The sequence below is a fragment of the Lentzea roselyniae genome, assembly GCF_039537795.1.
GTDB classification, from domain to species: Bacteria; Actinomycetota; Actinomycetes; order Mycobacteriales; family Pseudonocardiaceae; genus Lentzea; species Lentzea atacamensis.
In genome coordinates, this window is sequence record NZ_BAABBE010000005.1 from 156,382 (window position 1) to 168,924 (window position 12,543).

General features: G+C 70.7%; 13 protein-coding genes. 8 read left to right on the forward strand and 5 right to left on the reverse strand.

What is annotated here, in order from left to right:
• Positions 1 to 189 carry a hypothetical protein gene (locus tag ABFX45_RS10630; protein ID WP_346129310.1) on the forward strand — a complete coding sequence of 63 codons (189 nt, stop codon included), beginning with the start codon at positions 1 to 3 and terminating at the stop codon, positions 187 to 189.
• Here ABFX45_RS10630 and ABFX45_RS10635 read toward each other — a convergent pair.
• Genes ABFX45_RS10635 through ABFX45_RS10650 form a run of 4 tightly spaced genes read right to left on the reverse strand, consistent with a single transcriptional unit; the run spans position 186 to position 3,771 of the window.
• A complete protein-coding gene (locus ABFX45_RS10635) occupies positions 186 to 713 on the reverse strand; it encodes an NUDIX hydrolase (RefSeq protein ID WP_109639210.1) in 528 nt (175 codons plus the stop codon). The genes ABFX45_RS10630 and ABFX45_RS10635 overlap by 4 nt on opposite strands.
• Positions 710 to 2,032 (reverse strand): coenzyme F420-0:L-glutamate ligase, encoded by a 1,323-nt coding sequence (locus tag ABFX45_RS10640; protein ID WP_109639211.1) that lies wholly within the window; start codon positions 2,030 to 2,032, stop codon positions 710 to 712. Before ABFX45_RS10640 ends, ABFX45_RS10635 begins: the two co-directional genes overlap by 4 nt.
• Positions 2,025 to 2,981 (reverse strand): 2-phospho-L-lactate transferase, encoded by a 957-nt coding sequence (gene cofD / locus ABFX45_RS10645; RefSeq protein WP_109639212.1) that lies wholly within the window; start codon positions 2,979 to 2,981, stop codon positions 2,025 to 2,027. Before cofD ends, ABFX45_RS10640 begins: the two co-directional genes overlap by 8 nt.
• 34 nt (positions 2,982 to 3,015) lie before the next feature.
• The gene (locus tag ABFX45_RS10650) at positions 3,016 to 3,771 is read right to left on the reverse strand and encodes a site-2 protease family protein (protein ID WP_109639213.1); all 756 of its coding nucleotides are present in this window, start codon (positions 3,769 to 3,771) and stop codon (positions 3,016 to 3,018) included.
• Between the two features lie 245 nt (positions 3,772 to 4,016).
• On the opposite strand from ABFX45_RS10650, the gene ABFX45_RS10655 reads away from it, so the two are divergent.
• On the forward strand, positions 4,017 to 4,313 hold the full coding sequence (locus ABFX45_RS10655) for a WhiB family transcriptional regulator (RefSeq protein WP_045315329.1): 297 nt from the start codon (positions 4,017 to 4,019) through the stop codon (positions 4,311 to 4,313).
• 201 nt (positions 4,314 to 4,514) lie between these two features.
• Positions 4,515 to 7,670, forward strand: a complete 3,156-nt coding sequence (locus ABFX45_RS10660) for a glycosyltransferase family 2 protein (protein WP_346129314.1) — start codon at positions 4,515 to 4,517, stop codon at positions 7,668 to 7,670.
• A gap of 8 nt (positions 7,671 to 7,678) precedes the next feature.
• Here ABFX45_RS10660 and ABFX45_RS10665 read toward each other — a convergent pair whose 3' ends face one another.
• Positions 7,679 to 8,122, reverse strand: a complete 444-nt coding sequence (locus ABFX45_RS10665; RefSeq protein ID WP_109639215.1) for a metallopeptidase family protein — start codon at positions 8,120 to 8,122, stop codon at positions 7,679 to 7,681.
• A 93-nt stretch (positions 8,123 to 8,215) separates the two neighbouring features.
• Here ABFX45_RS10665 and ABFX45_RS10670 point away from each other — a divergent pair, with 93 nt between their 5' ends.
• From ABFX45_RS10670 to manA, 5 genes are all read left to right on the forward strand, one after another.
• Positions 8,216 to 8,587, forward strand: a complete 372-nt coding sequence (locus tag ABFX45_RS10670; protein ID WP_109639358.1) for a DUF3499 domain-containing protein — start codon at positions 8,216 to 8,218, stop codon at positions 8,585 to 8,587.
• Between the two features lie 84 nt (positions 8,588 to 8,671).
• On the forward strand, positions 8,672 to 10,024 hold the full coding sequence (locus ABFX45_RS10675) for a phosphomannomutase/phosphoglucomutase (protein WP_109639359.1): 1,353 nt from the start codon (positions 8,672 to 8,674) through the stop codon (positions 10,022 to 10,024).
• Positions 10,025 to 10,034: 10 nt separating this feature from the next.
• Positions 10,035 to 10,235, forward strand: coding sequence for a Trm112 family protein (locus tag ABFX45_RS10680; protein ID WP_109639216.1), 201 nt, complete (start codon positions 10,035 to 10,037; stop codon positions 10,233 to 10,235).
• A 4-nt stretch (positions 10,236 to 10,239) separates the two neighbouring features.
• Positions 10,240 to 11,304, forward strand: coding sequence for an SIS domain-containing protein (locus tag ABFX45_RS10685; protein ID WP_109639217.1), 1,065 nt, complete (start codon positions 10,240 to 10,242; stop codon positions 11,302 to 11,304).
• Between the two features lie 19 nt (positions 11,305 to 11,323).
• Complete coding sequence (manA, locus tag ABFX45_RS10690) at positions 11,324 to 12,538, forward strand: mannose-6-phosphate isomerase, class I (RefSeq protein ID WP_109639218.1); 1,215 nt, start codon at positions 11,324 to 11,326, stop codon at positions 12,536 to 12,538.
• Positions 12,539 to 12,543: the final 5 nt, after the last annotated feature.

Consider the following 12,543-nt stretch of genomic DNA (forward strand, 5'->3'; position numbering starts at 1 on the left):
TTGGCGAAGCGGCAGTACGTGGCGTGCGGCGTGCCCGGCGGGTACCGGATCTGGAACGACAAGACGCGGCGGTGGTGGGGCGACCACTACGAACTGTGCCCCGACGACCTGCTCGCCGAGCTGAACGGCGCCGCCGACCCCGCGCGGATCACCGCCCTGCTCAAGCGCTACCGGGCGCTCAAGCGCTAGCGAAGGCGGGCCAGCGCCGACTCGATCAACGGGTGCAGGTCGTCCACGTTGTCCGGCAACGAGTCCAGCGGCCACCACTGCAGGTCCACCGACTCGGCGGACCGCACCGGCTGCGCGCCGACCGGCGCCCGCACCAGGAACCGCACGTCGAAGTGCCGCGTGGGCTTCCCGAGCGAGCACGTGATCGGGTGCACGTCGAGGTGGATCGGCGTGGGCTCGATGCGCAGGCCGCGCATGCCCGACTCCTCGGTGGCCTCGCGCAACGCGGCCGCGGCCAGCGTCGCGTCGCCCGGCTCGCAGTGGCCGCCGAGCTGCAGCCACCGGCCCACCCGCGGGTGCAACGTCAGCAGCGCGTGCTCCGCCGTGGCGTCCAGCACGAGCGCCGAGGCGGTGATGTGCCCCGGCTCGCACGAGCGCCGGCAGGCGTCCTCACGTGCCGCCAGGAAACCCAGGTAGGCCTCCTTCAACGCGTTCTGGCCGGTGAACCGGCTCAGGGTCGAGACCGCGTCGGCGTGCAATGTCACAGCTCGATCAGCCCTTCCAACGGCTCGCGGGGTGTCAGCGGCTCGGTCGGGTGCCCGACCGCCACGGCCCCCAGCGGCTCCCAGTCCTGCGGCACACCCAGCACGGTGCGCACCACGTCCGCGCAGAAGATCGTCGACGACACCCAGCACGAGCCGAGCCCTTCGGCCGCCAGCGCGACCAGCAGGCCCTGCACCGCGGCGCCACCGGCGACCGTGAACATCGTCTTCTCGGCGGCGGACCTGCGTTCGTCCGGATACGCGTGAGCGCCGTCGCGGACGAGGAACGGCACCACGATCTCCGGCGCCTCCACCAGCAGGTCACCCCGGCGCACGCGACGCGCGATCTGGTCCTCCGTGAACCCGTCGCCGCGCAGGTCGGTCTCCCACTGCTCGCGCATCGCCCGCAGCAGCTCGTCGCGCTTCTCCCGCACCAGCACGAACCGCAGCGGCTTCGTGTGGTGCGGCGCCGGCGCGGTCAGCGCGGCACCGACGGCACGCTTCAGAACGGCGAGATCCACCGGCTCGTCCGAGTAGAACCGCACGGACCGGCGCATCAGCACGGCCTCGGCACGGCCCTGGGCCAGCGCCTCCTCGGTGCCGAGCCGGAACAGGTCCTCCTCGGTCGGCCGGGTCAGGTCGCGGGCGGTGGAGCCGTCGTCCACCACGTCGAACCCGCGCAGCACCGCCACCGGCACCGCGCCGAGCTTGCCCTTCACCAGGTCCGCGGCGGCCGCGATCTCGTCGGCGATCGCGACCATCGTCACGGCGAGCTCGTTGCCGTGCTGGTCCACCGAGCCCGCGTAGTCGTGCAGGACGCGGATGCCTGCCGCGCCGATCGCGGCGTCGGTCTGGCCGATCCGCCACGCGCGGCCCATCGTGTCGGTGATCACCACCGCGACCTCGACGCCGAGCAGGCTCTTCAGCGCACCACGCAACGCCGCCGCGGATCCGTCCGGATCGACGGGGAGCAGCGCGATCTCGTCACCGGCCACGTTCGAGGCGTCGACGCCGGACGCGGCCTGCACGATGCCGAGCTTGTTCTCGGTGATCAGCGTGCGCATCTTGCGGGCGAGCACCCGCACCGACTCCGCGTCGACGTGCTCGCGCCGGATCCTGTCCCGTTCCTCCGGGTCGGCCGGCACGCGGACGAGCCGTCCCTCTACTTTGGACACGATCTTGGACGTGACGACCAGCACGTCGCCGTCTCGCAGCCAGGGCGCGGCCGCCGCGATCGCGCCGGCCAGGTCGTCGCCGGGGCGAAATTCCGGCAGACCCGGCACCGGCAGCAGCTCCAGCGCCGCGGCGCCGTGGTCAGTCAACGTCGACTCCGGCCATTTCCAGCGCGACGCGGGCCATCTGCGCCGTGGCGTCCACATCGGACATCAGCAGCGGGACGGCGCGGACCGCGACACCCGGCACGTCGGCGCGGTCGCCGGTGTGGACCAGCCACGCGTCGAGGATGCCGTTTTCAGAGCACTTGCGGGAGCCGTAGTGCCGCCCGACCGCCTCGGCCGAGGTCTCGACACCGATCGCGTCCAAACAAGCGTCGGCCATTCCCCGCAACGGTTTCCCGCCGATGATCGGCGACAGGCCCACCACGCCCGCCTCGGTCTTGCGCAGCGCGTCACGCACACCGGGCACGTTCAAGATCGTGCCGACGCTCACCACGGGGTTGGACGGGGCCAGGATCACCGCGTCGGCCTCGGCGATCGCGTCCAGCACGCCGGGCCCGGCGGTGGCGGCCTCGGCACCCACGAACGCGAACGACTGCGCGGGCACGCCGGCCCGGTGCTTGACCCACCACTCCTGGAAGTGGATCGCCTTCGGCTGCTCGCCGTCCAGCTCGACGACGACGTGCGTCTCCACCCGGTCGTCGGACATCGGCAGCAGCCGCACGCCCGGCTGCCAGCGGTCGCACAGCGCCTCGGTCACGGCCGACAGCGGATAGCCGGCGCGCAGCATCCTGGTGCGGATCAGGTGCGTCGCGATGTCGCGGTCGCCGAGCCCGAACCACGTCGGCTCGGCGCCGTACGCCGCGAGCTCCTCCTTGACGGTCCACGACTCGTTCTCACGGCCCCAGCCGCGTTCCGTGTCGATCCCGCCGCCCAGCGTGTACATGCAGGTGTCGAGGTCGGGGCAGATGCGCAGCCCGTGCATCCACACGTCATCGCCGGTGTTCACCACCGCGGTGACGTCAGCCCCGAGTTGTTTGAGGCCCTGCAGGAACCTCGCGCCGCCGACCCCGCCGACCAGTGCTACGACCTTCACGCCGCGCCATGCTTCCACAACGCGGTGGGTTGCTTCACAGGTAGCGCCAGAACATGAACGCGACGACACCGGAGCCCGCCGAGCTCGTGTCGCCGCCGACCAGCTCGAAGACCGACGAGGCCAGCGCGAAGAAGAGCCGGTTCACCTCGGCGAAGGCGATCAGCACCGCGAACAGGATCAGCGGCGCCCACGGCCGGGCCTTCGCGCCGAACTGCTGCGCCTGGTACGACATGAACGGTTCCAAAACACCCCAGCCGTCCAAACCGGGAATCGGCAGGATGTTCAGCACGAAGGCGATCACCTGCAACAAAGCCAGGTACGAAATTGCGCCGGCGAGCGCGGCCGGTGGCGAAAACACCGTGACGATTCCGGCGAGGAGCACGCCGAGCACGAGGTTCATGACCGGTCCTGCGAGTGAGACGAGCGACTCGATCTTCTTCGAGCGCAGCGCGTGGTGGTTGATCCACACAGCGCCACCCGGAAGGGGGATGCCGCCGAACGCGAGCAGCACCAGCGGCAGCACGATGCTCAGCACCGGATCGGTGTAGCGGCGGATGTCGAGGGTCAAATAACCCTTGTCCCGCACGGAGAAGTCGCCGCCCTTGTAGGCCACGGCGGCGTGCCCGAACTCGTGCAGGCACAGCGTCACCGCCCACCCGGCGAGTACGAAGAGGATGGTGCCCGTGATGATGGCGACGTCGCCCTCGAGCAGGGTGAGGGCGCCACCGGCGGCAGTCGCCGCGAGCAGGCCGAGGAACAGTGGACTGGGTCGCACCGCTGATCGCTTCACCCCTCCAGTGTGGCGTGTCGGCTGGCGTGGTGGGCCGTTCGGGGACCCCTTGCGACACGTGAATCACTGTCTGTGCTGCCAGTCAAGGCTTTTGCGGCCATCTGCGCGAATATCCCCCGACGTGTGGACTCCACTTGACCCCCTGCTGTGACGCAGGTGTAATCACATCGGTGTCATTCGTCGTTGTGGGAACGGCGTCTGGCGTCCGCCAACCGGGGAGAGCGGAAGGCGAGGAGGCGGACGAAATGCAGGAATTCGAAGAAGATCACGTCGCGCAGCCGGTTGTGCAGGGCGAGCTGTCGTACCTGTTCGACCCCGCCGACGAGCAAGACTGGCAGGAACGTGCGCTCTGCGCGCAGACGGATCCCGAGGCGTTCTTCCCCGAAAAGGGTGGTTCGACGAGGGAGGCGAAGCGCATCTGCCTGGGCTGTGAGGTTCGGTCGGAGTGTCTTGAGTACGCGCTCCAGCACGACGAGCGCTTCGGCATCTGGGGCGGTCTCTCTGAGAGGGAACGCCGCAAGCTGAAGAAGCGAGCCGTCTAGTCAGAGGACGCTGACCACAATCTCCACCGCGTCTTTCGCCGCTCAGCAGGGCGCTTCGCGGCACCGGCCCGACGCCCCCATATGTCCGATATGGGGGCGTGGGGCCGGCACCCCGATGCACCCGTCTGACCGGTGAAACACGCGGCGGAGGTTGGTGATCAGCGCGCTCGAAGTGTGATCTTTGTGCCTTAACTTGAGGACGTGACAAGTCCTCACCCGAGGCTCCGGACCGCGCCGGTGCTGTGCGTCCTGGTCTGCCACGACGGCGGCCAGTGGCTCAGCACGGCGCTGTCCGCGTTGCGGCGTCAGCGAATTCGCCCGAGGCACGTGATCGCGGTCGACACCGGATCAACCGACCGCACGGGCAAGATCCTGGCGGAGGCGGAGGATCTGCTGGACGGCGTGCTGACCGTGCCGCGCGGCACGGGCTTCGGCACCGCCGTGCGCCTCGCGGTCGAGCACGCCGTCGAACGGTGGGGCGATCCCGGCAAATGGCTGTGGCTGCTGCACGACGACAGCGCGCCCGAACCCGACTGCCTGCTCGCGTTGCTGACCGCGGCCGAGGTGTCGCCGTCGGCTGCCGTGCTGGGTCCGCTGTGCCTCGATTGGGTGGATTCTCGGCTGGTCGTCGAGGCCGGTTTGTCGACGGATTCTTCAGGACATCGACAGACGGGCCTCTCGTCGGCGGAGCACTCCGCATCGTTCCAGCAGAGCACCGAGGTCCTCGCGGTCTCGTCGGCGGGCTCGTTGATCCGCCGCGAGGTCTGGCAGGCGCTCGGCGGCTACGACGAGGCGATGCCGCTGCTGCGCGACGACCTCGACTTCGGCTGGCGCGTGAACCGCGCCGGTCATCTGGTGCTGTGCGTTCCCGTGGCCCGGATGCGCCACGCCCGTGCCGCGACCAGAGGTGCACGCCGTTTGGACGCGGCGATGGCGCGTCCCGGGCCGTTGTTTCGCGGCGTCGACCGCGCACACGGCATGCGCACGTTCCTGGTCAACACCTCGGCCATTTCGTTCCTCATCGGACTTCCGCGTCTGGTCCTGCTGTCTTTGCTGCGGGCTTTGGGTTTCCTGTTTCTCCGGCGTTTCGCCGACGCCCACGCCGAAGTGGGCGCCGCCCGTTACCTCCTGACCAGAGGCCGCCTGTTCGAGGGCCGCCGCGCACGCCGCGGTTCCGCCGTGGTCCGCGGCCTGTTCACCTCACGGCTGACCCGGTTCCGCAACGCCCTGCGCGCCGGTGCCGTGTTCCTGATCCGCCGTCGCGTCGAGGCCGACGCCGCGCTGGGGCGTCTGCCCGCGACCGACTCTGGTTCGGCGTGGCTCGAACCGTCCGAAGTGGACACGCGTCCGGTGGGCCCCTCGGCGCTGCCCGCCGGTGCCTCCCGTGGCCGTCCGCGCGTCGCCGGTCTGCGCCGGCCCGCGGTCGTCGTCCCGGTCGACGCGGCTCTGCCCGGTGCGCTGCGTCCTTCGCCGCGACCGCGTCCGTCTCCCGGGCCACGTGGACCGGACATGGTCTTCGTCGAGGTCGACCAGACCCGGATGCTGCGATCGCTGTTGCTGTCGCCTCCGGTGTTGCTGGTGCTGGGACTCTCGGCGGTCGCGGTGGTGGCGAACTGGTCGCGCCTGGGGCTTTCGCTGGCCGGCGGCCGGCTGCTGCCGGTCGGATCTCTGGGCTCGGTCTGGTCGACCTATCTCGCGTCGTGGCACCCGGTGTTCGGTGGCACCGCGGCTCCGGCTCCTGCCGCTTTAGCCGTCTTGGGGCTGATTCCGGGCGGGCCCTCGTTCTCGGTCGCGTTGTTGTTGCTCGGCGACATCCCGCTCGCGGCGTTGTCGGCCTACATCGCGTCACGGGGCATGCGCGTGCGCCGGTCCGTGCGCGCGGTGGTGGCTGCCTTCTACGGGCTGCTGCCGGTGGCGACCACTGCTGTGGCTGAGGGACGGCTGGACGTCGTCGTCGTCCACGTCGTGACGCCCGTGGTGTTCGCCGGCGTGTATGCGGTCTTGCGCGCGTCGTCTACGCACGCCTGGTTGCCCATGGCTTCAGGCACGGCTCTTGGCGTTGCCGTCCTTGGGGCCTTCTCGCCGTTGAGCCACGTCGTCACGATCGTCGGGGCGTTGGGCGGGTTCATCGCGGTGTCGGGCGGAGCACGTCGGATCGCCGCGTTGTTCGCCATCGTGCTGTTGCCCATGGCGTTGTTGTTGCCTTGGCCCGCGGTGTTGCTGCAGCACCCCGAGATGGTTTTGAACGGCCTTGGCGCGGCTTTCGAGTCACCTCCGCCGAACCTGATCGTGTGCTCGGTGTTCGCGGCCGCCGCGTTCGCTGCTGCCGTGTTGCGGCCGAACGCCGCGATGTTGCCGGGGTTGTTCGTGATCGTGCTGGCGATCGGCGCGTTGGCTGCTGTTGCCGCGGTGCAGGCCTGGCCGGGGACGCCGTTGGTGATCCTGGCCTGGGGGCTCGTCTGGGTGGTGCTGGCCGGGTGCCAGCGCGGGGTCGCCCCAGGGGTTGCGGGGCAGGCTCGGGTCCGGCGGGCCGTTTACGTCGTCGGCGTGGTGACGTTGGTCAGCCTCGGGGTCGCCGGGTTCCTGGACCTGCGGTCCGGGCCGTTGAAGGCCGACGGTGGGACTCGGCTGTCGTCGTCGTTGACGGCCGAGCTGGAGCGGACCGGGCGGTCTGTGCTGATCCTGGGTGGTCCGGTTCGTCAGGTGGCCGGGCGGATGCCTGCCTTCGGGGACGACGACCTCGTGCCGACCGTTTCGTCGCCCGCGCGGCTGCGGCGGTGGAACTCCGCCTTGCTGGACGGGGCCGATCCGGCGGTCAAGGTGGCTTTGGCCCAGGCGGCCTCTTCCGGGGTCTCGTTCCTGGTGCTGCCGTCCGAGAAGGACTCGGCACGGGTCCGGGGCGCGGCCGGGGAACTGGTTTCCGTTGCGCCGCCCGCGTCCGACGGCCGGCCGGTCCTGCGGCTGCGGCTGGCCGCGGACACCGGGGTGTTGCTGGCGCCGGATCTGGCCCGGCGGGCCCGGACCGGTGGGGAGCCGCCCGCAGAGCTGGCTGCTCCCGGGATCTCGCCGGTCAACGTGTCGCTGCCCGAGGTGGCTGTCCGGGTCTCCGCCGGCGGGGAAGGACGGGTGCTGGTGCTGGCGGCCGAGGACGAGCCGGGGTGGACGGTCACCGTGGACGGGCAGCGGGTACCGGTCATCAGGGCCTGGGGACACCTGGTCGGGGTGCCGTTGCCGTCGTCCGCCGCCGAGGTCCGGGTGGAGATGTCGACGACGCTGAGGGACTTCCTGCTGCTGGCTCAGGCCGCCGCGGCGTTGTTCACGTTCCTGACGGCGATCCCGACCAGACGCCGCGTGTGAGCGGGGTCTCAGCCCTCGTCGATCACGTCCGGGTCGAGGCCCAGGTAGTTCGCCACCTGCTCGACGAGCACGTCGTGCACCAGGTCGGCGAGATCCGCGCCGTCCTTCGCGCGTGCCTCCAGCGGACGCCGGTAGAGAACGATTCGGGCACGGTGGTCGGAACCCGCGGGCAGCAGCCGGGCGAGCGGGACGTTGCCGTCCTCCACCACGCCGTCCTCGCCCTCGACCTGGACGTCGGGCACGTCGTCCACGGCCACGTCGAGCTGCGTGAGCTCGGTGCGCCAGCGGGCCTCGATCGGTTCCAAAGCCTCGATGACCAGCGCGTCGAACCTCTCGGCCCTGGAACGAGCGGCGGGGAGGGTGGCTGGGTAGAGCGGACCGCGCAGCCCTCTGCCGTGCCGGTCGCGGTTGCGCCGGCGAGGCGAGTCCTGTCGACGTGAACCCCGTGCCATCACCACAACCGAGCAGCCTAGTTGCTGCGTCGGGCGAGCAAACACAGCGTGCCTCACACACAGCCTCGCGTGGACGCGCTATCGTCCCCGATCGTGCGGAGCGTGAGACGGTGCTCGCGAACCGGGTGTGCTAACCCGGCTGTCGCCACGCTCACCTACGCCTATGCGGACTCCACCGCAGTCGTCGGACCGCTCGCCACGTACTCCGAACCGCACAGCTACGACCTGTGCGAGGAGCACGCCCTGCGGCTCACGGCGCCGCGCGGCTGGGAGGTCGTGAGGCATCAGGGTGAGTTCGCGGCGCCCGAGCCGAGTGTGGACGACCTGACGGCGTTGGCCGAGGCCGTGCGTGAGGCTGGGCGGGCTGATGTGACCCCCAAGGTGCCCGATGTGCCGCTGGGCACCCAGATGGGCACGCAGAGGCGTGGTCACCTGCGGGTATTGCCCGATCCTCACGAGGACTGAACGACCACACGCATCACTAATCCGCTCGCCGGTAGGCTGCCTGACCAGTGGCCGTCAAGAGCGAGTTTCCTGGGAGTGTGCGGCGTGCGTGACCTGTCCGGCATCGTCAAGGCGTACGACATCCGCGGGGTGGTCGGTGAGCAGCTGGACGCCGGCGTGGTCCGCGACTTCGGCGCCGCCTTCGCGCGCTTGGTCGGTGGACCAGCCATTGTGATCGGTCACGACATGCGTGACTCGTCGCCGGGGCTCTCCAGGGCGTTCGCGGAGGGTGCGCAGGCGCAGGGCGTGAACGTGATCAGCATCGGGCTGGCCAGCACCGACATGCTCTACTTCGCGTCCGGCAAGCTCGACCTGCCGGGTGCCATGTTCACCGCCAGCCACAACCCTGCGCAGTACAACGGCATCAAGCTGTGCCGTGCCGGTGCCTCGCCGGTGGGGCAGGACTCCGGTCTCGCGCAGATCCGCCAGGACGCCGAGAACCAGGTGCCTGACGCCGAGGGCGTGACACCGGGCACGTTCGAGGAGCGCAACATGCTCGTCGACTACGCGGCGTACCTCAACGAGCTGGTCGACCTGAAGAACATCCGTCCACTGAAGATCGTCGTGGACGCGGGCAACGGCATGGGCGGTTACACGGTGCCGCAGGTCTTCGAGGGCCTGCCCATCGAGATCATCCCCATGTACTTCGAGCTCGACGGCAGCTTCCCCAACCACGAGGCGAACCCGCTCGACCCCAAGAACATCGTCGATCTCCAGGCCCGCACGAAGGCTGAGGGCGCCGACGCCGGTGTGGCGTTCGACGGTGACGCGGACCGCTGCTTCGTCGTCGACGAGAACGGCGACCCGGTCAGCCCGTCCGCGATCACCGCGCTGGTGGCCGTGCGCGAGCTCGCGAAGGACCCCGGCGGCACGATCATCCACAACCTGATCACGTCGCACGCGGTGCCGGAGATCGTGCGGGAGCACGGCGGCCAGCCCGTGCGCACGCGCGTCGGCCACTCGTTCATCAAGGAGGAGATGGCCAAGACCGGCGCCATCTTCGGCGGCGAGCACTCCGCGCACTACTACTTCCGCGACTTCTGGCGCGCGGACACCGGCATGCTGGCCGCACTGCACGTGCTGGCCGCGCTGGGTGAGCAGGAGGGTCCGCTGTCGAAGCTGACGGCGGTCTACAACCGCTACGCCGCGTCCGGTGAGATCAACTCGACCGTCGCCGACCAGGCCGGCCGCATCGCCGCCATCAAGGAGGCGTACGGCTCGAAGGACGGCGTCACGATCGACGAGCTGGACGGTCTCACCGTGCAGCTGCCGGACGGGTCGTGGTTCAACCTCCGCGCCTCGAACACCGAGCCGCTGCTGCGCCTGAACGTCGAAGCCGCCACTCCAGAGGCTGTCGCCGCGCTGAGCGGCGACGTCCTCGCGATCGTGCGGGCCTGAGGAGAACACCGTGGCCGTCAAGCTCGAAGAGCAGTTGCTGGAAATTCTCGCCTGCCCGTGCCCCGAGCACGCGCCGTTGCAGGTCGGGACGCCGGACGACCCGGAAGCGGACTTCCTCACGTGCACCGCGTGCGGACGTTCGTTCCCGGTGCGTGACGGCATCCCGGTACTGCTGCTGGACGAGGCGGTCGAGCCGTCCTCGGCTGGGTGATCCGGTGCTCGACGACACGCTGCTCGACGACCCGGGCCGCCTCGCCGACGCCGACACCGGTGGTTGGCTGCGCGCTGCCGCACGGGCGGGAGCACAGGTCCGTTCCACCGCGGAGGCCGCGGCCGAGGCGGGGGTGGAGCGGATCTTCTCCGAACGCCCGCGCGCGGTCGTGCTGGTCACCCGGCCCGGCCACGCGGTCGCGGTGGCCGACGTCGTCATGGCGTTGCTCGGTCCCGGCTGCTCGGTGCCCGTCGTGGTGTCCGACGAGGTGCCGCCGTGGGTCGGCGCGCTCGACGTGGTGCTCGCGCACACCGAGGACCCCGGCGACCGGGTGCTGGCCGAGTCGATCGACCGCGCTTGCCGCCGTGGCGCGCGGACTCTGCTGACCGCGCCGGACTCCGGTCCGGTCGCGGCCGCGGCAGCCGGTCAGGCCGTGCTGCTCGCGCCACGCGTCGACGTGCCGCCCGGCTTCAGCTTCCACCGCGCCCTTGCCGCGTGGCTCGTGGTGCTGAACTCGCTGGGGCTGCTCAAGGTCGACGTGGACCTCATCGCGGACGAGCTCGACCGCGAGGCCGAGCGCGATCATCCGATGCACGAGTCGTTCGTGAACCCGGCGAAGTCGCTCGCGTTGCGCGTCGCCGACCGCACGCCGCTGCTGTGGGGCCTCGACGAGGTCGCCACGTCGGTGGGCGTGCACGGCGCGGGCGTGCTGGCGGCGTTCGCCGGCGTCGCCTCCGACGTCGCCGCGTACCCGCAGGCGCTGACCCGCCCGGTGCTGCACCGCCGCGCGGTCCAGGGGACCTCGGGTGCCGATCTCTTCGCCGACCCGGACGACGAACCTGGCGGCGGACTGCTGCGCGTGCTGTTGCTGGCCGTGCGCCAGGGCCCGGTGGCCGATGCTGTGCGGCACGCCGCCGAGGACGCACTGCCGGGAGCGGACGTGCTGGAACCGGCCGTCGAAGTGGCCGGCGGCGACGCGGTCAGCGCCGCGCTGCTCGCACTCCGCTTCGAACTGGCCGCGCTTTATCTCGGGCTCGCCGCCGGAACGCTCGGCGGCAACCCGTACTGATTTGGGAGCTGACTGAGAAGTGGACCTGCTGCACAACGCGGTCAGGCCGTACGCGTGGGGATCGCGCACGGCCATCGCCGAGCTGCTCGGGAAGGAGGTGCCCGCACCCCATCCCGAGGCAGAGCTGTGGATGGGCGCCCATCCCGGCGACCCGTCCCGCGTCGTCGGCGCGGACGGTGCCGAGCGCTCGCTCCTGGAGCTGCTGTCGGTGGACCCCGACGGCCAGCTCGGCCCGCGCCTGGCCGAGCGCTGGGGCAGCAGGCTCCCGTTCCTGCTCAAGGTCCTCGCCGCCGAGGAGGCGCTGAGCCTGCAGGCTCACCCGTCCGCCAGGCAGGCGGCGGAGGGCTTCGCCGCCGAGGAGGCCGCCGGCGTGCCGCGCGACGCCGCGGTTCGCAACTACAAGGACCCGGCCGCGAAGCCGGAGCTGATCTGCGCCCTGACCGAGTTCCACGCCCTCGCGGGCTTCCGCGAGCCGTCGCGGACGGTGGCGCTGCTGCGCACGCTCGACGCGCCCGCGCTCGCGCCGTACACCGAGATGCTGGTCGCGCAGCCGGACTCGTCGGGCCTGCGGGCGTTGTTCACGATGCTGATCACGCTGCCGCAGACGTCCCTGAGCTCACTGCTGCCGCAGGTGCTCGACGCGTGCGTGCTGCACGTGAAGGAGCACGGCGAGTTCGACCTGGAATGCCGCACGATCCTGGAGCTCGGCGAGTCCTACCCCGGCGACGCGGGCGTGCTCGCGGCGTTGCTGCTGAACCGCATCGTGCTGCAGCCCGGCGAGGCCATCCACCTGCCGGCCGGCAACCTGCACGCGTACCTGCGCGGCACCGGCATCGAGATCCTGGCGAACTCGGACAACGTCCTGCGCTGCGGCCTCACGCCCAAGCACGTCGACGTGCCGGAGCTGTTGCGGGTGCTGGACTTCAGGTGCGGCGACATGGACGTGATGACCGGCGAGGAGATCTCGCCCGGCGTCCGCGTCTACCGCACGCCCGCGCCGGAGTTCGAACTGTCGCGGCTGGACCTGACCGGCGAGGCCAGGATCAACCACGACGGCCCGCAGATCCTGATCTGCACCTCGGGCGCGGCGGTGCTGACGAACGTCCGCGGTGACGAGCTGCGACTGACCCGCGGCCAGTCCGTGTGGCTGCCCGCGTCGGACCCGGCGGTGATCGTCCGACCGGATGGTGTTGAATCCGCCCAGCTTTTCCGCGCGACAGCGGGAACGGACTAAGGTTC

What these genes read in the sequence shown, in the direction of transcription:
- ABFX45_RS10665 (WP_109639215.1), bottom strand. Translation starts at nt 8,122, where the DNA reads ATGGCACGGGGTTCACGTCGACAGGACTCGCCTCGCCGGCGCAACCGC.
- ABFX45_RS10655 (WP_045315329.1), top strand. Translation starts at nt 4,017, where the DNA reads ATGCAGGAATTCGAAGAAGATCACGTCGCGCAGCCGGTTGTGCAGGGC.